Genomic DNA, 19,583 nt, shown 5'->3' with positions numbered 1-19,583 from the left:
TGCCATGCCCCGCGCCGACTTCTACCTGATCGCCAAGCCCCGCTTCCTGACCGAGCCGTTGCGCCTGGTCTGCGAACTGGCGCGCAAGGCCAACGACGCCGGGCTGTTCACCCTGGTGCTGGCCCGTGACCAGGCCCAGGCCGAGGAACTGGACGAGCTGCTGTGGGCGTTCGACAACGATGCCTACATCCCGCACCAGATTGCCGGCGAAGACATGGACGAGGAAGAGGCCCTGGTGCTGATCGCCGTACCCGGCACCGACGCGCCGGCACGCCCGCTGGTGATCAACCTGCGCGATGAGCCCTGGCTGGGCCAGTGCGAGCGTGTGCTGGAAGTGGTCCCGGCCGATCCGGAAGCGCGCGAACCGCTGCGCGAGCGCTGGCGCCAGTACAAGGCCGCCGGTTACGACCTCAACAAGCACGACATGTGAGCCCGGCGAGGACCCCTTGATGCGCCTGCTGATCGCCCTGATTCTTCCCTGGCTGTCCTTCTTCACCATCGGCCGGCCGCTGGCCGGGATCGTCTGCCTGATCCTGCAGATCACCCTGATCGGCTGGCTGCCCGCCGCCATCTGGGCCGCCTACGCGGTCAGCCAGTACCACACCGACCAGAAGATCCGCCGCGCCCTCGGGTCGCGCTGATCTCCCTTCCGCCTTGATTACCGGTTCCCCCGCATGACCCAACTCGCCTCCAGCTACGACCCGACGTCCTTCGAGACCGACCTCTACGAGGCCTGGGAGAAGGCCGGCCACTTCAAGCCGTCCGGCACGGGCGAGCCGTACACCATCCTGCTGCCACCGCCGAACGTGACCGGCACCCTGCACATGGGCCATGCCTTCCAGCAGACCCTGATGGATGCGCTGGTGCGCTACCACCGCATGCGCGGCTACGACACGCTGTGGCAGGTCGGTACCGACCATGCCGGCATCGCCACCGAAATGGTGGTCAGCCGCAACCTGGCGCTGGAAGGCAAGGGCGAGACCCGCGATTCGCTGGGCCGCGAAGGCTTCATCGGCAAGGTCTGGGAGTGGAAGCAGCAGTCCGGCGACACCATCGAACGCCAGATGCGCCGCCTCGGCACCTCCGCCGACTGGTCGCGCAGCACTTTCACCATGGACCCGCAGCCATCGGCGGCGGTCAACGAGGCCTTCGTGCGCTGGTACGAGCAGGGCCTGATCTACCGCGGCCAGCGCCTGGTCAACTGGGACCCGGTGCTGAAGACCGCCATTTCCGACCTGGAAGTGGAGAGCGCCGAGGAGGACGGCTTCCTGTGGTCGATCGCCTACACGCTGGATGACGGCCTGAGCTACGAACACGTCGAGCGCGATGCCGACGGCGTGGAAACCCTGCGCGAAACCCGCGACTACCTGGTCGTTGCCACCACCCGCCCGGAAACCCTGCTGGGCGATACCGCGGTGATGGTGCACCCGGAAGACGAGCGTTACGCGCACCTGATCGGCAGGAACGTGGTGCTGCCGTTGACCGGCCGGCGCGTGCCGGTGATCGCCGACGACTACGTGGACCGCGCGTTCGGCACCGGCGTGGTCAAGGTCACCCCGGCGCACGACTTCAACGACTATGAAGTGGGCGTGCGCCACAGCCTGCCGATGATCAACCTGTTCACCCCGGTGGCGGCGCTGAACGAGAACGCGCCGGAACGCTTCCGGGGCCTGGACCGCTATGAAGCACGCAAGGCCGTGCTGGCCGAGCTGGAAGATCTGGGCATCCTGGTCGAGACCAAGGCGCACAAGCTGCAGGTGCCGCGTGGCGACCGAACCGGCCAGGTGATCGAGCCGTACCTGACCGACCAGTGGTTCGTGAAGATGGACGACCTGGCCAAGCGTGGCCTGGAACTGGTCGAGGACGGAAGCATTGCCTTCGTGCCGCCGAACTGGATCAACACCTACCGCCACTGGATGAACAACATCCAGGACTGGTGCATCAGCCGCCAGCTGTGGTGGGGCCACCGCATCCCGGCGTGGTTCGATGCCGCCACCGGCAGCTGCTACGTCGGTCGCAGCGAAGAGGAAGTGCGGGCCAAGCACAACCTGGGCAGCGAGGTGGTGCTGAACCAGGAAAGCGACGTGCTGGAGACCTGGTTCTCCTCGCAGCTGTGGCCGTTCTCCACCCTGGGCTGGCCGAACGAACAGGCCATGGCCGAGCGCGGCTTCGACCGTTACCTGCCGTCGTCGGTGCTGATCACCGGCTTCGACATCATCTTCTTCTGGGTGGCGCGCATGATCATGGCCACCGACAACCTGGTCGGGAAGATCCCGTTCAAGGACGTGTACTTCACCGGCCTGATCCGCGACGGCCAGGGCCAGAAGATGTCCAAGAGCAAGGGCAACGTGCTCGACCCGCTGGACATCATCGACGGCATCACCATCGACGACCTGGTCGCCAAGCGCACCGGCGGCCTGATGCAGCCGAAGATGGTGGAGAAGATCGAGAAGGCCACCCGCAAGGAATTCCCGGACGGCATTGCTGCCCACGGTGCCGATGCGCTGCGCTTCACCATCGCCGCGCTGGCCACCCACGGCCGCGACATCAAGTTCGACATGAACCGCGCCGAGGGCTACAAGAACTTCTGCAACAAGCTGTGGAACGCCAGCCGCTTCGCGCTGATGAACACCGAAGGTGCGGCGTTCACCGGCGTGCCGACCCCGCGCACCGATGCCGAGCGCTGGATCCTTTCGCGCCTGGCCGCCACCACCGCCGAAGCGCAGGGCCATTTCGCCGCGTACCGCTTCGACCTGCTGGCGCAGTGCCTGTACGAGTTCGCCTGGAACGCGTTCTGCGACTGGTTCCTGGAGCTGAGCAAGCCGGCACTGAACGGTGCCGACGCGGCTGATGCCGAAAGCACCCGCCACACCCTGCTGTACGTGCTGGAAGCGCTGCTGCGCCTGCTGCACCCGCTCACCCCGTTCATCACCGAACAGCTGTGGCAGCAGCTGGCCCCGCGCCTGGGCCTGGCCGAAACCACGCTGTCGCTGCGCCCGTACCCGACCGCCGCCGAATTCGCCGGTGATTTCGCCCAGGCCGAGGCCGACGTGGAATGGCTGAAGGCGGTGATCAGTGCGGTGCGTCGCGTGCGCAGCGAATTGAACGTCGCGCCGTCCAGGCAGGTGCCGCTGCGCCTGCAGGCCGGCCTGGAGCAGGACCGCGTGCGCATCGAACGCTTCAGCGCCTCGCTGTCGTTCCTGCTGAAGCTGGACAGCATCCAGTGGCTGGCCGAGGGCGAAAGCGCACCGCCGGCGGCCGCCGCGATCGTGGGCGAGCTGAAGCTGCTGGTGCCGCTGGAAGGCCTGGTCGATCTCGATGCCGAGCGCGCGCGCCTGGACAAGGAGATCAAGCGCGTGGAAGGCGAGCAGGAAAAGAGCGAAACCAAGCTGGCCAGGTTCACCGACAAGGTGCCACCGGCGGTGGTCGATCAGGAGCGCGTGCGCCTGGTCGACTGGAACACCCAGCTGGCCGGCCTGCGCGAGCAGCGCGCGAAGCTGTAACGCCGCGCTCTGGTGCGTGCCAACCAAGGTTGGCCCCTGCCACGGCAGGGGAGGTTGGCACCTGCCACGGCGGGAGAGGTTGGCACCCACCGAAGCGGAATCGGAAACGCCGGGCGATGCCCGGCGTTTCCATTTGCCCCGCATGGCATCATCGGCGGATGCCGCTTTCCATCTTCCTGCTCGTCCTCGCTGCCGCGGCGCTGCATGCCAGCTGGAATGCGATCGTCAAGCGCGGCCCGGACAAGTTCCTCGGTACCGTGCTGGTGACCGGCAGTGCCGCGTTGCTGTCGGCCGCCGCCCTGCCCTTCCTGCCCTTCCCGGCCGCGCACAGCTGGCCCTGGCTGGCTGCGTCGGTGCTGCTGCAGGTGACCTACTACGGGCTGGTCGCGCGTTGTTACCAGCAGGTCGACATGAGCCTGGCCTACCCGCTGATGCGTGGCAGCGCGCCGATCCTGGTCGCACTGGCCGGCACCCTGCTCGGTGAGCCATTGCCCGCCGCAGCGTGGCTGGGCGTGGTGCTGGTGAGCACCGGCATCCTGTGCATGGCACTGGATGCGCGTGGCGGCCAACTGCGCCTGCCGCTGCTGACCGCAGCGATGATCGCCACCTACACGCTGGTCGATGCGCAGGGTGCGCGCCAGTCCGGCAGCGCGCTCAGCTACACGTTGTGGTTGTTCCTGCTGTCGGGCATCCCGCTGCCGCTGTGGGCGTTGTATACGCGCGGCGGCGCGGTACTGGACTATGCGCGGCAGCATTGGCCGCTGGGACTGGCCGGTGGCGTCGGCACCACCGCCTCCTATGCGATGGCGTTGTGGGCCATGACCCAGGCGCCGGTGGCAATGATCTCGGCGCTGCGCGAATCCTCGATCCTGTTCGCGCTGCTGATCTCGGTGTTCCTGCTGCGCGAGCGGGTGCCGCGCACGCGCTGGCTGGCAGCGTCGCTCATCGTGGGCGGCGTGCTGGCGTTGCGGCTGGCGTGAGCGACGCATCGGTAGTGCCGGCCGCTGGCCGGCAACCCGTCTGCGTTACAGCGGCGGCATTTCCTGCAGATCGCCGTCGACCAGCTCGATCGCCATCACGACCGCATCCTCGCGGCCCTGTGCAGCCGGGTAGTAGCGCGGGCGGCGGCCGATCTCGTTGAATCCTTCGCTGTGATACAGCGCCAGCGCCGGCGTATTGGACGGACGCACTTCCAGGAAGACGCGCTGTGCGCCACGGTCGGCGGCCAGCTGCACCAGCGCGCGCAGCAGCTGGCGGCCCAGCCCGCGCGACTGTGCCAGCGGATCGATGCAGATGTTCAGCACGTGCGCTTCATCGGCGGCGATGCTGAGCACGCCATAGCCGACCAGCAGGCCATCGCGCTCCATCGCCAGGCCGGGATAGCCGGCACGCAGGCAGTCGATGAAGATGCCGCGGGTCCAGGGAAAAGGATAGCCGCGCAGTTCGATCGCCATCACCGCATTGAGGTCGCTCTCGCGCAGCGCACGCAGGCTGACCGGGCCGGGCCGGGTGACCGCGCTCATGGCGTGCCCCGCTTGCGCAGGGCACGCAGCTGCGGCCACAGCGCACGCTTGGCGGCCGGGTCGTGGCGCAGCTGATCCAGCGGCCAGCTGTCCATCAACCGCTGCGTAGCCGGGTCGTTCGGGTTGCAGCCGGACGCACGCAGCAGCGCGATCTGCAGGCGATCCGGCAGGCGGACCACCGGCTGGCGCGCGTTGCCGCTGGGCATCGGGCGCTCAGCCGCCGGCACGGTATCCGGGGCACTGACCGGCGTTTCGCGGCGCGGCGGTGCCGGGCGTTCCGGGCGGGCTGCGGGCGCCACCCCGGCATGCTGTTCGCGCGACGGCACGGGGGCCCGCACCGGTTCCGGCGGGGCGACGCTGGCCTCGGCTTCGGCCACGCTCAACTGCAGCGCGGCATCCAGCTCGGCAGCCAGCTGGCCATCGTGATAGACGGTGTAGCCCATGGCCTGCAGCCAGGCCTGCTGGGCCGGTGACCACAGCACGGGCAGGTCCTCGCTCACGCGGCCTCGGGCTTCTTGCGCAGGCGCTGCAGGGCCCACATCACCGGGCCGGACAGGGCGTACAGGATGCCGACCGCGAACAGCACGCGCGGCAGGTCGATGACCGCAATGGCGATCGCCACCGGCACCAGTGCCAGCACCAGGAACGGCACGCGGTCCGAACGGGTGCCCTTGGCAGCGCCACCCTTGAAGCTCCAGAAGCGGATGCGGCTGACCATCAGCAGCGCAGCGATGATCGTCACCGCCAGCGCCACGTACCGCAGCTGGTTGCCGTCCCAGCCCAGGTTGCCATCGGCGAACGCCCAGACGAAGGACATCATCAGGCCCGCTGCGGCCGGGCTGGCCAGGCCGACGAACCAGCGCTTGTCGACCACCGCCACCTGGGTATTGAAGCGGGCCAGGCGCAGCGCCGCGCAGGCCGCATACAGGAAGGCCACGGCCCAGCCGACGCGGCCGAGCAGCGGATCGTCGAACTTCAGCCACGACAGCGACCAATGGTACATCACCAGCGCCGGGGCCATGCCGAAGCTGACCAGGTCGGCCAGCGAGTCGTACTGCACGCCGAATTCGCTGCTGGTACCGGTCAGGCGCGCCACGCGCCCGTCCAGGCCATCCATCACCGCCGCCACGAACACGGCGATGCTGGCATTGACGAAATCCCCGTTGGCCGCGGCGATGATCGCGTAGAAACCGGCGAACAGGCCGGCGGTGGTGAACAGGTTGGGCAGCAGGTAAATCGTGCGCGAGCGCGGCGGCGGTGTGATCGGGTCCATGGAATCCAGTTTAATCGACTTGCCAGCGGTCGGCGCCAATGCTGCAATCGGCGTTCTGCGCCCATTCCGTGGAGTCTGCCATGCGTGCCCTGTCCTGCCTTGGATGCCTGCTGCTGTTGGCCAGTGCCAACGCCGTGGCCGGCCCCGTCTACAAATGGAAGGACGCCCATGGCGTAACCCAGTATTCGGAGACCCCGCCGGCGGGCAAGAAGTTCGAGACCCGCGAGCAGGCCCGCACCCCGCAGGCCGCAGCCAGCACCGAGACCCCGGCCGCGCCGGTCCCCGGGCAGTGCAGCACGGCCCGGGCCAACCTGGCCCTGCTGGACGGTGGTGGCCAGGTGATGCAGGACACCGATGGTGATGGCAAGGCCGATACCCCGTTGACGCCGGAGCAGCACACCGCGCAGAGGGGATTGGCGGAGGCCGCCATCAAGGCGTACTGCCCACCGGCCGGTTAAGGGTATCGGCAGGGCTGCGCCCTGCACCTGCAGAGGCAACAGCAAGGGCAACAGCCGGCTCTGGGCTATCTGTGGGTTGGGCGGGGCGGTGTCGGTGGTAGATCCACGCCATGCGTGGATGAAATCTGTCAGATCTCGAATTGAATTCGGGGTCAGATCCGTTTTCCTGCGGAAAACGGATCTGACCCCAGGAGCCATTCCGACAGCTCGCAGGAAACTGTCGAAGGCGGGGTGGGTCCGGCGGCAGGGGTGTGAGCGCCATGGGCCCGAGGCATGCCTCGGGCGGGTTGGGCAGGACGCTCAACACCGGTCTTGCCGTGTGCGCAGGACAGCGCACACGAGCAAGCCGCGACCAAGCCCCCAGGGATGGGTTTACGGCGTCCCCTGCCGCCGGACCCACCCCGCCATCTCCCAGGAAACCCGTTTTTGCTGTTGCTGTTGCCGGCCAGCGGCCGGCACTACCCGCAGGTGCAGGGCGCAGCCCTGCCGATACCCCTCCCCCCGGCCGGGCTGGCAGAATAGAGGTCTCTGCCGTTATCCGAAGCCGACGATGCGCCTCTCCCAGTTCCACCTGCACACCACCAAGGAAACCCCCAGCGACGCCGAGCTGACCAGCCATCGGCTGATGCTGCGCGCGGGCATGATCCGCAAGCTGGCATCGGGCCTGTACACCTGGTCGCCGCTGGGCCTGCGCGTGCTGCGCAAGGTCGAGCGCATCGTGCGCGAGGAAATGGACCGGGCCGGTGCCGTGGAATTCCAGATCCCGACCATCCAGCCGAAGGAACTGTGGGAGCAGACCGGCCGCTGGCAGAAGTTCGGCCCGCAGCTGCTGAAGATCAAGGACCGCAAGGACCAGGTGTTCTGCTACAGCCCGACCGCCGAAGAAGCCGCCTGCGACTTCGCGCGCAGCGAGCTGTCCAGCTACAAGCAGCTGCCGGTGAACTTCTACCAGGTGCAGACCAAGTTCCGCGACGAGATCCGCCCGCGCTTCGGCGTGATGCGCTCGCGCGAGTTCCTGATGAAGGACGCCTATTCGTTCCACCTGCACGATGAGTGCCTGGTGCGCGAATACGAGAACATGAAGTCGGCCTACAGCCGCATCTTCACCCGCCTCGGCCTGGATTTCCGCATGGTGCAGGCGGACTCCGGTGCCATCGGCGGTGATGCGTCGCAGGAATTCCACGTCATCGCCGATTCCGGCGAGGACGCGCTGGTGTTCTCCACCGGCTCGGACTACGCAGCCAACATGGAAGCGGCGATTGCCGCCGACCCGGCGCCGCGTGCGGCCGCCACCGAAACGATGCGCAAGGTGGATACCCCCACCCAGAAGACCTGCGAGGACGTCGCGGCGCTGCTCGGCATCGACCTGCAGCGCACGGTGAAGTCGGTGGCGCTGATCGCCGGCGAAGGCAAGGCACAGCAGTTCGTGCTGGCGCTGGTGCGTGGCGACCATGAGGTCAACGAGATCAAGCTGGCCAAGGTCGCCGGCCTGGACGAGCAGCGCTTCGCCAGCGAGGCGGAAATCGCCGAGCACCTGGGCAGCGTGCCGGGCTTCCTTGGCCCGGTCGCCCCGGCCAAGGCCATCCGCGTGGTCGCCGATCGCGAAGTGGCGGCGATGGCCGACTTCGTCGTCGGCGCCAACGAAGCCGGTTTCCACCTGGCCGGCGTCAACTGGGGCCGCGACCTGCCGGAACCGGAAGTGGCCGACATCCGCAACGTGCGGGCCGGCGACCGTGCCGTGGACGGCGGTGAACTGAAGATCGCACGTGGCATCGAAGTCGGCCATGTGTTCCAGCTCGGCCGCAAGTACGCCGAAGCGCTGGATGCCACCGTGCTGGACGAGAACGGCAAGGCCGCGGTGATGGCGATGGGGTGCTACGGCATCGGCATCTCGCGCGTGGTGGCTGCCGCGATCGAACAGAACCATGACGATGCCGGCATCATCTGGCCGGACGCGATGGCGCCGTGGCAGGTGGTGGTGTGCGTGATCAACCCGAAGGGCGATGCGGCCGTGGCCGACGCCGCTGCCAACCTGCTGCAGGAGCTGCGCGACGCGGGCCTGGACGCTGCACTCGACGACCGCGGCCTGCGCCCGGGCGCGATGTTCGCCGACATGGAGCTGATCGGTATTCCGCATCGCGTGGTGGTCAGCGAACGCGGCCTGGCCGCTGGCACCTACGAGTACCGCTCGCGCCGCGCCAGCGACGCGGAGAACCTGGACAAGGCCTCCCTGCTGCAGCGTCTGCAGGGCTGATCAGGAAAAGACCGGGGCCTGCCCCGGTCTTTTTTTTTGCCCGCGCCCTTCCCCGATATTGCAGCGGACATAATCCGGTCAAAATCACCGCGACGGCGTCTGCATGCCGCCACGCCATGACCCGCCTGCATTTGTGCTGTGATTAATTCATCTCTATTCTGTCCGCCGACGCCATGGACTGGCTTGTCCCGTCCACACATTAGTTTCCGGAGTAACCGTAAATGAGCATTGACCTGACCGGCCTGTCAGCACGCGAGCTGGGCGCCCTGATCCGTACCGCCAAGAAGCAGCAGACCATCGTCGCCAAGCGCCGGCCGATCACCAAGGTCCGGGCCCAGCTGACCAAGCTGGCCAAGACCGAGGGTTACACCATCGAAGAACTGTTCGGCAGCGCCCCGGCCACGCGTGCCCGCAAGGCCGCCCCGGCCGCCAAGGCCCCGTCGAAGACCGCCGGCCGCAAGCTGGGCAAGGTTGCACCGAAGTACCGCAATCCGGCCAATCCGAAGGAAACCTGGACCGGCCGTGGCAAGCAGCCGCGCTGGATGGCTGAACTGACCGCCAAGGGCAACAAGAAGCCGGAAGATTTCCTGATCAAGAAGGCCTGAGGCCGGGATCAGGTTGGAATGAAAAACGCCGGCGGACGCCGGCGTTTTTCATTCTCCGGTGTGTGGACCGGGGTCCACACCCACCGACATCATCACAGGGTCTTGCGAGCGGGCATCAGCAGGTTGCCGAACAGCAGGCCGGCGACCAGCGCCATCACCACGTTGAGCACGGTGAGGAACACGCTCTGGCCGGCGCCGACATCCTGTTGCTGGACCAGGGTCAGCACGCCGCGCAGGCTGGTGCTGCCGGGCACCATCATGATGATGCCGGGCAGGCGGATGATCGCGCCCGGACGCCCGACCAGGCGACCGAACAGATTGCCGCCCGCGGTCAGCAGCATCGCCGACAGGAAGATGCCGGCCGGCGCCCCCCAGGCATGGCCGCCGAACTTGGAGATCGCATAACCGGCCACCGAGGCGGCGATCACCCACGGGTAATCGCGCCGGTTGGCCTTGAACAGCATCGCGAACGCAAAGGCCGCGGTCAGCAGCGAACCCCACTCCACCCACGGCCCCTGCGGCCGCGCGGCGCGGATCACCGGATCCAGCCCGAGCACGTCGGCCAGGGTCACCGCGATCATCGCGCCGACGCTGAGCTTCATGATGGTGGTCAGCGCGCCGGCAAAGCGCGCGGTGCCCGACACCCAGTGCTGGCTGGCCAGCTCATTGACCGCATTGGTCAGCGACATGCCGGGCAGCAGCACCACCAGCGAGGCGATGATCACCGTATTGAGGTTGAGCGCGCCAATGAAGGACGCCACCAGGGTGGCGACCATGCCGGCCAGCAGCGCCGCCAGCGCCTCGGCCGCTTCGCGGGTGGCCGGGCGGCGGTCGGTGACCATGCCGAGCAGGCCGATCATCAGGCCGATGACACCGGCGGTGGCGATGTCCAGCCACGGCAGCTTCCACATGCCGGCCACGCCGGCCGCGCCGAGGGTGAATGACAGGATGGTGCGCAGCTTGCCGCGCCGGCCCGGATCCTTGTCCAGCTGGCGCAGCGCGGTATGGCCCTGGGCGATGCTCATCCGCCCGTTGGACACTTCTTCGGCGATATGGTCGGCGACGCTGAGCTTGTGCAGGTCGTTCTCACCGGGCGCCAGGCGGATCACGCGGGTGATGTCGCTGGAGCCGATCGCCTGCGCCGGATCGCTGAAGCTGAGGATGATACCGGTGGGATTCGACCACGGTTCACAATCCAGATCGAGCTGGCGGGCCAGTGCCACCACCGCCGTTTCCAGGCGCTGGGCCGTGGTGCCATAGCTGTGCAGGCGTCCGGCGATCTCGGAAACAAAGGCCACGCGCTGTGCGTAGGTGGCCTGGGGCGTGGGGATCGTGTGAGCGTCTGCGGACATGCGCCGTAGTATTACCTACGCTGGGGCCCACCGGAGAAATTCATCCGAGTTCGACGCGAAGCCCACAGAACGGTTATGCTGCGACCCGAATGGCCCACGTCACCCCGAACCTCGCCCCCCAGCTCGAACAGGATGCCCATGACCCGGGCCTGATCCACCTGTCCGGCACCTGGACCTTGAAGACCGCGCTGGCCGCGGCCGAGGTCCTGCACGGCGTTCCCGACAAGCTGACCGGCATCGATGCCACCGGCATCGAGCAGCTGGATTCGGCCGGCGTGCTGCAGGTGCTGCGCGTGGCCCACCGTGCCGATCTGCACGAAGACGCACTGCAGTTCCGCGCGGACCACCAGGCGCTGGTGTGCACCATCGAGGAAGTGGCCGACGACCGCCCCAAGCCCAAGCGCGATTTCGGCGTGCTGGCCGCGTTGGAACGGCTGGGTGTCAGCGTCCACGCCACTGGCCACAACATCAAGGCGCTGTGCAGTTTCCTCGGCGAGAACCTGGTCAAGGCGGCCCGGCTGGTCAAGGAACCCCGCCGCTTCCGGCTGACCGCCACCGTGCACCAGATGGAGCAGGTGGGGCTGGATGCGGTACCGCTGGTGGCGCTGCTGTCCTACCTGGTGGGTGCGGTGATCGCATTCCTCGGCTCGACCATCCTGCGCGACTTCGGCGCCGAGATCTACGTGGTCGAGCTGGTCAACATCGCCTTCCTGCGCGAGTTCGCGGTACTGCTGACCGCGATCGTGCTGGCCGGCCGCACCGCCAGTGCGTTCACCGCGCAGATTGGTGCGATGAAGGCACGCGAGGAGATCGATGCAATGCGCACGCTGGGCCTGGACCCGGTCGACCTGCTGGTGCTGCCGCGACTGCTGGCGCTGCTGGTCACCCTGCCCTTGCTGACCTTCATCGCGATGATCGCGGGCCTGGCCGGCGGCATCACCGTCGGCGCGTTCGACCTCGACATCCCGCCGCAGATGTACATCGCGCGCATGCACGAGACGATGGAAGTGCGGCACCTGCTGGTCGGCCTGTCCAAGGCACCCGTGTTCGCGCTGGTGATCGGCCTGATCGGCTGCCTGGAAGGACTGAAAGTCGAGGGTACCGCGCAGTCGGTCGGCGAGCGCACCACCTCCAGCGTGGTGCAGACGATCTCGCTGGTGATCATCATCGACGCCTTCGCGGCGTTGTGGTTCATGCACATGGACTGGTGACATGAGCACATCCGCCCTCCCCGACTCCATCGACATGCGCGACGACCAGGGCCACGAACTGGCCATCCGCGTGCGTGGCCTGGTCAACCGCTTCGGCAGCCAGACCGTGCACGAAGACCTGGACCTGGATGTGCGCCGCGGCGAAATCCTGGGCGTGGTCGGCGGCTCCGGTACCGGCAAATCGGTGCTGATGCGCTCGATCCTCGGCCTGCGCGTGCCCGATGCCGGGCAGATCGAAGTACTCGGCCGCGACGCGCGTGCCGACGATGCAGAGAGCCGGCTGCACATCGAGCGCAACACCGGCGTGTTGTTCCAGGACGGCGCCCTGTTCTCCTCGCTGACCGTGGGCGAGAACGTGCAGGTGCCGCTGAAGGAACACCACCGCGAGCTGCCCGAGCGCTGGCACTACGAACTGGCGCTGCTGAAAGTGAAGCTGGCCGGCCTGCCCGCCGATGCGATCAACAAGCTGCCCTCGCAGCTGTCCGGCGGCATGCGCAAGCGCGCCGGCCTGGCCCGTGCGCTGGCGCTGGATCCGCCACTGCTGTTCCTGGACGAACCCACCGCCGGCCTCGACCCGATCGGCGCGGCCGCCTTCGACCGCCTGATCAAGACCCTGCAGGAAGCGCTGGGGCTGACCGTGTTCCTGATCACCCACGACCTGGACACGCTGTACGCGATCTGCGACCGGGTCGCGGTGATCGCCGACCGCAGGGTGGTGGCCAACGCACCCTTGCCTGACATCGAGAAACTGGATCATCCGTGGATCCAGGAATACTTCCACGGACCCCGCGCGCGCGCCGCGCGTGGCGAACAGATCGAGAGTGCCTGAGCCATGGAAACCAAAGCCAACTACGTGCTGATCGGCGCGTTCACCCTGATCACCGGCTTGGCCCTGCTGGCCTTTGGCCTGTGGGCCGCCAAATACTCCTCCGACCGTACCTGGCAGGAGTACCGCGTGGTGTTCCGCGAAGCGGTGACCGGCCTGTCGGTGGGCAGCCCGGTGCAGTACAACGGCATCGCGGTGGGCTCGATCACCGAACTGAACCTGGTGCCGGACGACCCGCGCCAGGTAGTCGCGCGCATCCGCCTGAACTCCAACACGCCGGTCAAGACCGATACCCGCGCCAAGCTGGCGATCACCAGCCTGACCGGCCCGTCGATCATCCAGCTCAGCGGCGGCACGCCGCAGTCGCCGGCGCTGACCACGGTCAACAAGGACCCGGCACCGATCATCCCGACCACGCCCTCTGCGCTGCAGAACATCACCGACGTCGCCAACCGCATCGTCGAGCGCATGGACCAGATCCTCAGCGACCGCAACGTGGCCTCGATCAACGCGACGCTGGCCAACCTGGAGACGATCAGCGGCGGCCTGGCCGACCGTGACCAGGGCACGCAGGCGCTGCTGCTCAGCGCGCGCGATGCCGCCCGCAGCCTGGACACCACGCTGAAGACCACCAACGGCACCATCGAGCGCCTGGACAGGAACCTGGTGCAGCAGCTGCCCGGCATCATCGACAAGCTCGACGCGACCCTGGCCAAGCTCGACTCGGCCGCCGGCAACGCCGATTCGATCCTTGGCGAGAACCGCGCCGCGATCAACAGCTTCGCCAACGATGGCCTCGGCCAGCTGGGCCCGACGCTGACCGAACTGCGCGGCCTGATCCGCGACCTGCGCCGGGTCAGCGACCGCCTCGAGAACAACCCCGCGCGCTACCTGCTGGGCCGCGACGCACCGAAGGAGTTCGAACCCAAATGAGCCCGACCACTCTTCCGCGCCTGCTGCTGGCCGCTTCGATGGTCACCCTGCTGGGGGGCTGCTCCATCCTCGGCAGCAGCGAGAAAACCGCGGTGACGCTGTACTCGCCGTCCGTGCAGGTCAAAGCGGACCCGGCGTGGCCGCAGGCCAGCTGGCAGCTGGTACTGGCCAAGCCCAGCGCCGCGCGCATGGTCGACAGCCCGCGCATCAATGTGCGGCCGACACCGTCGCAGCTTGAGATTTACAAGGGTGCCAGCTGGGCGCAGCCGGCCACCGACATGATCGAGGACACCCTGCTGCGTGGCTTCGAGGATTCCGGCCGCATCCGCGGCGTGGCCCGCAGCACCGCCGGCATCCGCGCCGACTACAAGCTGTCCACCGATGTGCGCCGCTTCGAATCGGATTACCAGGGCCAGGCCACGCCCACCGTGGTGATCGAGGTCAACGCCAAGCTGATCCATGTCGCCGACCAGCGTGTGGTCGCTGACCGCACCTTCCGCCAGGCGCAGCCGGTCGGCAGCACCGACGTACCGGCGGTGACCGCCGCGTTCGAGCGTGGCCTGCAGCAGCTGGCGCAGGACGTGGTGGGCTGGACGCTGCAGAGCGGGCAGGCCGACCAGCCGACCGTTGCGCGCTGATCGCAGCATTCGCCGGGCATGTGGTTACGGGGTCAGGTCCCTTTCCGGCCAGAAAGGGATCTGACCCCTTCTTCGTCAACGCGGCGAAATCCAACGGAAGGTCAGGTTGATCCGCTCGCCGTGCACCCGCGCCATCTTCGGCAGCGCGTGCTGGTAGAAGCGCTGGGTCTGTCCGGCCATCAGCAGCAGGTCGCCGTGGCCCAGCACGAATTCAGCCTTGCGTGCCGGGTCGTCGCGGCGTCGCAGCAGGAATCGGCGCGCCGCGCCCAGGCTCAGCGACGCGATCACCGGGGCCGGACCCAGCTCCGGCTCGTCATCGCTGTGCCAGCCCATGTAGTCACCGCCACCGCGGTAGCGGTTCAGCAGCACGCTGTTGAAGCGGCCGTGGCCTTCGGCTTCCAGGCGCCCGCGCATGGCCTGCAACACCGGCGGCCAGGGGCGCGGCACGAACTCGGCACCGGAATAGCGATAGCGGGCCTGCGGGTCGCCGATCCAGCAGCTCAGCCGCGGCGAGTCGACCCAGTTGCCGAACATGCGGATGCGATGGGTTTCCCAGGGCACTTCGGCCTGCAGCGAATACAGGAGCTGGTCGGCCTCGGCCGCAGCCAGCCATCCCGGCAGGTGCAGGACATCGGCATCGGGCAGGTCGTGGGGGAACAGCATGGCGGCACCTCAAGAAGCAGGGCGGCACGCTTGGCCGCCCTTGCAGCCTCAGCCCCGCCGGAACGCGACGCCGGTCTTTTCCTTCAGCTCTTCATCGCTGACACCCGGCGCGGCCTCCACCAGCAACAGGCCCTTGTCAGTCACGTCGAACACCGCCAGATCGGTGATGATGCGGTCGACCACGCCCACGCCGGTCAACGGCAGCGTGCATTCGGCCAGGATCTTGTGCTCGCCGTTCTTGGCAGTGTGCTCCATCAGCACCACAACGCGCTGCACGCCGGCGACCAGGTCCATTGCCCCGCCCATGCCCTTGACCATCTTGCCGGGCACCATCCAGTTGGCCAGGTCACCCTTGTCGGTGACCTGCATGGCGCCAAGGATGGCCAGGTTCACATGGCCACCGCGGATCATCGCGAAGCTGTCGTGGCTGCCGAAGTAACTGGCACCGGCACGCGCCGTAACCGTCTGCTTGCCGGCATTGATCAGGTCCGCGTCGACTTCAGCGTCGGTCGGGAACGGGCCGATGCCGAGCAGGCCGTTCTCCGACTGCAGCCACACATCCACGCCTTCGGGAATGTGATTGGCAACCAGCGTCGGCAGGCCGATGCCCAGGTTCACGTAGGCGCCATCGATCAGCTCCTGGGCGGCGCGTGCCGCCATCTCGTCACGGGTCCACGCCATGTCAGTTGCCCTCCGCGCGGATGGTGCGCTGTTCGATTCGCTTCTCAGGATGCGCGTTGTGCACGATGCGGTGCACATAGATGCCTGGCAGGTGCACCTGGTCCGGGTCGATGGCACCGACCGGCACCACCTCCTCCACTTCCACGATGCAGACCTTGCCGGCCATCGCACAGGCCGGGTTGAAGTTGCGTGCGGTCTTGCGGAACACCAGGTTGCCGGCCTCGTCGGCCTTCCAGGCCTTGACCAGTGCCAGATCGGCGCGCAGCGCCGTCTCCATCACGTAGTGCTTGCCGTCGAACTCGCGGGTTTCCTTGCCCTCGGCAACCACCGTGCCATAGCCGGTGGCAGTGAAGAATGCCGGAATACCCGCACCACCGGCACGCAGGCGCTCGGCCAGTGTGCCCTGCGGGTTGAACTCCAGCTCCAGCTCACCAGCCAGAAACTGCCGTTCGAATTCCTTGTTCTCGCCCACGTAGGACGAAATCATTTTCTTGATCTGCCGGGTTTCCAGCAGCTGGCCCAGTCCGAAGCCATCGACACCGGCATTGTTGGAGATCACGGTCAGGCCCTTGACGCCACTGTCGCGCAGCGCAGCGATCAGCGCCTCGGGAATGCCACACAGGCCAAAGCCGCCCACGGCCAGGGTCTGTCCATCGGCGACCACCCCCTGCAGGGCCTCCGTCGCACTGGCGAAGCGCTTGCCGCGCTTTCCGCCGGTCGTTGCCGGATTGCTCATCTACGCCCTCACTTCGTTGATGTAATCACACCATTCTAGGCCAGCACGGCAGACGGTCACGTGGCGTTGCGGCATGGAAACGCTTCCCATACAAGACAGGTACTACAATCGCGTGCTGAGCCACCCAAGGATCCCGATCAATGCCCCTGCCCGCCTTCAAGGCCTATGACATCCGCGGCCGCGTGCCGGAAGAACTGAACGAAGATTTGGCCCGCCGCATCGGCGTTGCCCTGGCGGCGCAGCTTGCGCCGGGCCCGGTGGTGCTGGGCCATGACGTGCGCCTGACCAGCCCCGCGCTGCAGGATGCACTGGCCGCAGGTCTGCGCGGTACCGGGCGCGAGGTGATCGACATCGGCCTGTGTGGCACGGAAGAGGTCTATTTCCAGACCGACCACCTGGGCGCGGCCGGCGGTGTGATGGTCACCGCCAGCCATAATCCGATGGACTACAACGGCATGAAGCTGGTCAAGGAAAACGCACGACCGATCAGCTCCGATACTGGCCTGTTCGCGATTTCCGATGCGGTTGCCGCCGATACGTCCGCGGCACAGCCGCCGCGTGCCGCGCAGAGCGCGCAGCACGACAAGAGCGCGTACATCCAGCACCTGCTGAGCTATGTCGACGCTGGCAAGCTGCGACCGCTGAAACTGGTGGTCAACGCCGGCAACGGCGGTGCCGGGGCCATCGTCGACCTGCTGTCGCCGCACCTGCCGTTCGAGTTCATCCGCATCTGCCACGAGCCGGACGGCAGCTTCCCCAACGGCATTCCCAACCCGCTGCTGCCGGAGAACCGCGCCGCCACCGCCGACGCCGTGCGCGAACACGGTGCCGATTTCGGCATTGCCTGGGACGGTGACTTCGACCGTTGCTTCTTCTTCGACCATACCGGCCGCTTCATCGAGGGCTACTACCTGGTCGGCCTGCTGGCCAAGGCAATCCTGGCGCGCAATCCCGGCGGCAAGGTCGTGCACGACCCGCGCCTGGTCTGGAACACCGTGGACATGGTCGAACAGGCCGGCGGCGTACCGGTGCAGTGCAAGAGCGGCCACGCTTTCATCAAGGAAAAGATGCGCGCCGAAGACGCGGTGTACGGTGGCGAGATGAGCGCCCACCACTATTTCCGCGAGTTCGCCTATGCCGACTCGGGCATGATTCCGTGGCTGCTGATCGCCCAGCTGGTTTCCGAAAGCGGGCGCTCGCTGGCCGACTGGGTCGAAGACCGCATGGCTGCCTACCCGTGCAGCGGCGAAATCAATTTCAAGGTCAGCGATGCCAAGGCCGCCGTCGCACGCGTGATGGAGCACTTCGCAGCGCAGTCGCCCACGCTGGACCACACCGATGGCATCAGTGCCGACTTCGGCGACTGGCGCTTCAACCTGCGCAGCTCCAACACCGAGCCGCTGCTGCGCCTGAATGTTGAAGCCCGGGGCGATGCCACACTGATGCAGGCACGTACCGACGACATCTCCCGCCTCATCCAGCAGTAACCGAGGAACGCATGAGCAGCATCCAGCCCGTCATCCTGTCCGGTGGATCCGGTACCCGCCTGTGGCCGCTGTCGCGCGAGGCGTACCCAAAGCAGTTCCTGCCGTTGGCGGGCGAACTGACGATGCTGCAGGCTACCTGGAAGCGCGTGGCGCCGATCGCCGCGCGTGGACCGCTGGTGATCGCCAACGAAGAGCATCGCTTCGTAGCCGCGGAGCAGCTGCAGCAGGTTGGCGCCGAGCCAGCCGCGATCATCCTTGAGCCGGTCGGCCGCAACACGGCACCGGCGATCGCGGTGGCCGCGCTGGAAGCCACCCGCGACGGCGGCGACGCGCTGCTGCTGGTGCTGCCCTCCGATCATGTGATCAACAACGAGACTGCATTCCGCAGCGCCGTCCAGGCTGCCGCCGCTGCCGCCGAAGCCGGAAAGCTGGTGACCTTCGGCATCGTGCCGACCGGCCCGGAAACCGGCTACGGCTATATCAAGGCCGCCGATGGCCAGGGCCTGCGCGCGGTCGAGCGCTTCGTCGAGAAGCCCGACCTGGGCACCGCCACCCGCTACGTCAGCAGCGGCCAGTACTACTGGAACAGCGGCATGTTCCTGTTCAAGGCCTCGCGCTACCTTCAGGAGCTGGAACGCTTCCAGCCCGCCATGCTCGCCGGCAGCCGCCGGGCCTGGCAGCAGGCGCGTCGCGATGCCGATTTCACCCGCCTGGACAAGGAGGCCTTCACTGCCGTTCCGTCCGATTCGATCGACTATGCGGTGATGGAGAAGACCGCCGATGCCGTGGTGATTCCACTGGATGCCGGCTGGAACGATGTCGGCTCGTGGACCGCGCTGCGCGATGTCTCGCAGCAGGACGGCGATGGCAACGCCCACCAGGGCGACGTGATCGCCATCGACTGCCGCAACACCTATGCCTACGCACAGCGCCTGGTGGCGCTGGTCGGGCTGGATGACGTGGTGGTGGTGGAAACCGACGACGCGGTGCTGGTCGGCAAGGCCGACCGCATGCAGGAGGTCAAGACCGTAGTGGCGCAGCTGAAGGCCGAAGGCCGCAGCGAGGCCACCTGGCACCGCAAGGTCTATCGCCCGTGGGGTGCCTACGATTCGATCGACAACGGCGAGCGCTTCCAGGTCAAGCGGATCACGGTCAAGCCCGGCGGCACGCTGAGCCTGCAGATGCATCACCATCGCGCCGAACACTGGATCGTGGTCAGCGGCACCGCTGAAGTGACCCGTGGTGACGAGGTGATCCTGCTCAGCGAGAACCAGAGCACCTATATTCCGCTGGGCGTGACCCACCGCCTGCGCAATCCGGGCAAGCTGCCGCTGGAACTGATCGAAGTGCAGTCCGGCAGCTACCTGGGCGAGGATGACATCGTGCGGTTCGAGGATACCTACGGGCGCAGCTGAGGTTTGTCCGGGTCGGATCCCGTTG

Annotated in this window: 20 protein-coding genes; 13 read left to right on the top strand and 7 right to left on the bottom strand. The window is 67.3% G+C overall.

All coding sequences use genetic code 11. The features are described 5' to 3' along the window. The first annotated feature begins 4 nt into the window (after nucleotides 1-4). From ACT6SE_RS01700 to ACT6SE_RS01685, 4 genes are all read left to right on the top strand, one after another. Entirely contained in the window at nucleotides 5-430 is a 426-nt protein-coding gene (locus ACT6SE_RS01700) for a DNA polymerase III subunit chi (RefSeq protein ID WP_014645876.1), read from the top strand. 19 nt (nucleotides 431-449) lie between these two features. After that, nucleotides 450-641, top strand: coding sequence for a YqaE/Pmp3 family membrane protein (locus ACT6SE_RS01695; protein ID WP_014035920.1), 192 nt, complete (start codon nucleotides 450-452; stop codon nucleotides 639-641). A gap of 33 nt (nucleotides 642-674) precedes the next feature. Then, nucleotides 675-3,503, top strand: a complete 2,829-nt coding sequence (locus ACT6SE_RS01690) for a valine--tRNA ligase (protein WP_046428421.1) — start codon at nucleotides 675-677, stop codon at nucleotides 3,501-3,503. A gap of 158 nt (nucleotides 3,504-3,661) precedes the next feature. Further along, entirely contained in the window at nucleotides 3,662-4,483 is an 822-nt protein-coding gene (locus ACT6SE_RS01685; RefSeq protein WP_046428418.1) for an EamA family transporter, read from the top strand. Nucleotides 4,484-4,528: 45 nt separating this feature from the next. Here ACT6SE_RS01685 and rimI read toward each other — a convergent pair whose 3' ends face one another. The 3 genes from rimI to pssA are packed head-to-tail and all read right to left on the bottom strand — an operon-like array spanning nucleotide 4,529 to nucleotide 6,299. Continuing rightward, entirely contained in the window at nucleotides 4,529-5,026 is a 498-nt protein-coding gene (gene rimI / locus ACT6SE_RS01680; protein WP_014645873.1) for a ribosomal protein S18-alanine N-acetyltransferase, read from the bottom strand. After that, entirely contained in the window at nucleotides 5,023-5,526 is a 504-nt protein-coding gene (locus ACT6SE_RS01675; protein WP_032962270.1) for a hypothetical protein, read from the bottom strand. Before ACT6SE_RS01675 ends, rimI begins: the two co-directional genes overlap by 4 nt. Beyond that, nucleotides 5,523-6,299 (bottom strand): CDP-diacylglycerol--serine O-phosphatidyltransferase, encoded by a 777-nt coding sequence (gene pssA, locus ACT6SE_RS01670; protein WP_032962272.1) that lies wholly within the window; start codon nucleotides 6,297-6,299, stop codon nucleotides 5,523-5,525. Before pssA ends, ACT6SE_RS01675 begins: the two co-directional genes overlap by 4 nt. A gap of 80 nt (nucleotides 6,300-6,379) precedes the next feature. Here pssA and ACT6SE_RS01665 point away from each other — a divergent pair, with 80 nt between their 5' ends. The 3 genes from ACT6SE_RS01665 (at nucleotide 6,380) to ACT6SE_RS01655 (ending at nucleotide 9,616) form a co-directional block, all read left to right on the top strand. After that, nucleotides 6,380-6,757, top strand: a complete 378-nt coding sequence (locus ACT6SE_RS01665) for a DUF4124 domain-containing protein (RefSeq protein ID WP_046428468.1) — start codon at nucleotides 6,380-6,382, stop codon at nucleotides 6,755-6,757. A 550-nt stretch (nucleotides 6,758-7,307) separates the two neighbouring features. After that, the gene (locus ACT6SE_RS01660; RefSeq protein WP_046428415.1) at nucleotides 7,308-9,011 is read left to right on the top strand and encodes a proline--tRNA ligase; all 1,704 of its coding nucleotides are present in this window, start codon (nucleotides 7,308-7,310) and stop codon (nucleotides 9,009-9,011) included. 221 nt (nucleotides 9,012-9,232) lie between these two features. Further along, a complete protein-coding gene (locus ACT6SE_RS01655; protein ID WP_010480700.1) occupies nucleotides 9,233-9,616 on the top strand; it encodes an H-NS histone family protein in 384 nt (127 codons plus the stop codon). Between the two features lie 92 nt (nucleotides 9,617-9,708). Here ACT6SE_RS01655 and ACT6SE_RS01650 read toward each other — a convergent pair whose 3' ends face one another. Next, nucleotides 9,709-10,968 (bottom strand): threonine/serine ThrE exporter family protein, encoded by a 1,260-nt coding sequence (locus ACT6SE_RS01650; RefSeq protein ID WP_046428410.1) that lies wholly within the window; start codon nucleotides 10,966-10,968, stop codon nucleotides 9,709-9,711. Nucleotides 10,969-11,057: 89 nt separating this feature from the next. Between ACT6SE_RS01650 and ACT6SE_RS01645 the strand changes: the two genes are divergently transcribed. From ACT6SE_RS01645 to ACT6SE_RS01630, 4 genes are read left to right on the top strand one after another with little or no spacing between them, the layout of a single operon-like run. Beyond that, on the top strand, nucleotides 11,058-12,179 hold the full coding sequence (locus ACT6SE_RS01645; RefSeq protein WP_014645867.1) for an MlaE family ABC transporter permease: 1,122 nt from the start codon (nucleotides 11,058-11,060) through the stop codon (nucleotides 12,177-12,179). A gap of 1 nt (nucleotide 12,180) precedes the next feature. Next, nucleotides 12,181-13,008: an ABC transporter ATP-binding protein gene (locus ACT6SE_RS01640; RefSeq protein ID WP_046428302.1), complete on the top strand. Its 828-nt coding sequence runs from the start codon at nucleotides 12,181-12,183 to the stop codon at nucleotides 13,006-13,008. Nucleotides 13,009-13,011: 3 nt separating this feature from the next. Then, a complete protein-coding gene (locus ACT6SE_RS01635) occupies nucleotides 13,012-13,938 on the top strand; it encodes an MlaD family protein (RefSeq protein WP_014645865.1) in 927 nt (308 codons plus the stop codon). Beyond that, entirely contained in the window at nucleotides 13,935-14,576 is a 642-nt protein-coding gene (locus ACT6SE_RS01630; protein WP_014645864.1) for an ABC-type transport auxiliary lipoprotein family protein, read from the top strand. The genes ACT6SE_RS01635 and ACT6SE_RS01630 overlap by 4 nt, the downstream gene beginning before the upstream one ends. Nucleotides 14,577-14,651: 75 nt before the next feature. On the opposite strand, the gene ACT6SE_RS01625 is transcribed toward ACT6SE_RS01630, so the two are convergent. From ACT6SE_RS01625 to ACT6SE_RS01615, 3 genes are read right to left on the bottom strand one after another with little or no spacing between them, the layout of a single operon-like run. After that, entirely contained in the window at nucleotides 14,652-15,239 is a 588-nt protein-coding gene (locus ACT6SE_RS01625; RefSeq protein ID WP_014645863.1) for an alpha-ketoglutarate-dependent dioxygenase AlkB family protein, read from the bottom strand. 48 nt (nucleotides 15,240-15,287) lie between these two features. Beyond that, complete coding sequence (locus tag ACT6SE_RS01620) at nucleotides 15,288-15,920, bottom strand: CoA transferase subunit B (RefSeq protein WP_014645862.1); 633 nt, start codon at nucleotides 15,918-15,920, stop codon at nucleotides 15,288-15,290. A gap of 1 nt (nucleotide 15,921) precedes the next feature. Beyond that, the gene (locus ACT6SE_RS01615) at nucleotides 15,922-16,656 is read right to left on the bottom strand and encodes a CoA transferase subunit A (protein WP_014645861.1); all 735 of its coding nucleotides are present in this window, start codon (nucleotides 16,654-16,656) and stop codon (nucleotides 15,922-15,924) included. Between the two features lie 140 nt (nucleotides 16,657-16,796). Here ACT6SE_RS01615 and ACT6SE_RS01610 point away from each other — a divergent pair, with 140 nt between their 5' ends. After that, the gene (locus tag ACT6SE_RS01610) at nucleotides 16,797-18,143 is read left to right on the top strand and encodes a phosphomannomutase/phosphoglucomutase (protein ID WP_014645860.1); all 1,347 of its coding nucleotides are present in this window, start codon (nucleotides 16,797-16,799) and stop codon (nucleotides 18,141-18,143) included. 11 nt (nucleotides 18,144-18,154) lie between these two features. Then, nucleotides 18,155-19,558 carry a mannose-1-phosphate guanylyltransferase/mannose-6-phosphate isomerase gene (locus ACT6SE_RS01605; RefSeq protein ID WP_046428297.1) on the top strand — a complete coding sequence of 468 codons (1,404 nt, stop codon included), beginning with the start codon at nucleotides 18,155-18,157 and terminating at the stop codon, nucleotides 19,556-19,558. Nucleotides 19,559-19,583 lie beyond the last annotated feature (25 nt).

It is taken from the genome of Stenotrophomonas sp. LC732 (assembly GCF_052446685.1).
GTDB classification, from domain to species: domain Bacteria; phylum Pseudomonadota; class Gammaproteobacteria; order Xanthomonadales; family Xanthomonadaceae; genus Stenotrophomonas; species Stenotrophomonas muris.
The sequence above is the reverse complement of the archived record's forward strand: the minus strand, read 5'-3'. Positions and strand labels throughout refer to the sequence as shown.

What these genes read in the sequence shown, in the direction of transcription:
- ACT6SE_RS01700 (WP_014645876.1), top strand. Translation starts at nt 5, where the DNA reads ATGCCCCGCGCCGACTTCTACCTGATCGCCAAGCCCCGCTTCCTGACC.
- ACT6SE_RS01695 (WP_014035920.1), top strand. Translation starts at nt 450, where the DNA reads ATGCGCCTGCTGATCGCCCTGATTCTTCCCTGGCTGTCCTTCTTCACC.
- ACT6SE_RS01690 (WP_046428421.1), top strand. Translation starts at nt 675, where the DNA reads ATGACCCAACTCGCCTCCAGCTACGACCCGACGTCCTTCGAGACCGAC.
- ACT6SE_RS01685 (WP_046428418.1), top strand. Translation starts at nt 3,662, where the DNA reads ATGCCGCTTTCCATCTTCCTGCTCGTCCTCGCTGCCGCGGCGCTGCAT.
- rimI (WP_014645873.1), bottom strand. Translation starts at nt 5,026, where the DNA reads ATGAGCGCGGTCACCCGGCCCGGCCCGGTCAGCCTGCGTGCGCTGCGC.
- pssA (WP_032962272.1), bottom strand. Translation starts at nt 6,299, where the DNA reads ATGGACCCGATCACACCGCCGCCGCGCTCGCGCACGATTTACCTGCTG.
- ACT6SE_RS01665 (WP_046428468.1), top strand. Translation starts at nt 6,380, where the DNA reads ATGCGTGCCCTGTCCTGCCTTGGATGCCTGCTGCTGTTGGCCAGTGCC.
- ACT6SE_RS01660 (WP_046428415.1), top strand. Translation starts at nt 7,308, where the DNA reads ATGCGCCTCTCCCAGTTCCACCTGCACACCACCAAGGAAACCCCCAGC.
- ACT6SE_RS01655 (WP_010480700.1), top strand. Translation starts at nt 9,233, where the DNA reads ATGAGCATTGACCTGACCGGCCTGTCAGCACGCGAGCTGGGCGCCCTG.
- ACT6SE_RS01650 (WP_046428410.1), bottom strand. Translation starts at nt 10,968, where the DNA reads ATGTCCGCAGACGCTCACACGATCCCCACGCCCCAGGCCACCTACGCA.
- ACT6SE_RS01645 (WP_014645867.1), top strand. Translation starts at nt 11,058, where the DNA reads ATGGCCCACGTCACCCCGAACCTCGCCCCCCAGCTCGAACAGGATGCC.
- ACT6SE_RS01640 (WP_046428302.1), top strand. Translation starts at nt 12,181, where the DNA reads ATGAGCACATCCGCCCTCCCCGACTCCATCGACATGCGCGACGACCAG.
- ACT6SE_RS01635 (WP_014645865.1), top strand. Translation starts at nt 13,012, where the DNA reads ATGGAAACCAAAGCCAACTACGTGCTGATCGGCGCGTTCACCCTGATC.
- ACT6SE_RS01630 (WP_014645864.1), top strand. Translation starts at nt 13,935, where the DNA reads ATGAGCCCGACCACTCTTCCGCGCCTGCTGCTGGCCGCTTCGATGGTC.
- ACT6SE_RS01625 (WP_014645863.1), bottom strand. Translation starts at nt 15,239, where the DNA reads ATGCTGTTCCCCCACGACCTGCCCGATGCCGATGTCCTGCACCTGCCG.
- ACT6SE_RS01620 (WP_014645862.1), bottom strand. Translation starts at nt 15,920, where the DNA reads ATGGCGTGGACCCGTGACGAGATGGCGGCACGCGCCGCCCAGGAGCTG.
- ACT6SE_RS01615 (WP_014645861.1), bottom strand. Translation starts at nt 16,656, where the DNA reads ATGAGCAATCCGGCAACGACCGGCGGAAAGCGCGGCAAGCGCTTCGCC.
- ACT6SE_RS01610 (WP_014645860.1), top strand. Translation starts at nt 16,797, where the DNA reads ATGCCCCTGCCCGCCTTCAAGGCCTATGACATCCGCGGCCGCGTGCCG.
- ACT6SE_RS01605 (WP_046428297.1), top strand. Translation starts at nt 18,155, where the DNA reads ATGAGCAGCATCCAGCCCGTCATCCTGTCCGGTGGATCCGGTACCCGC.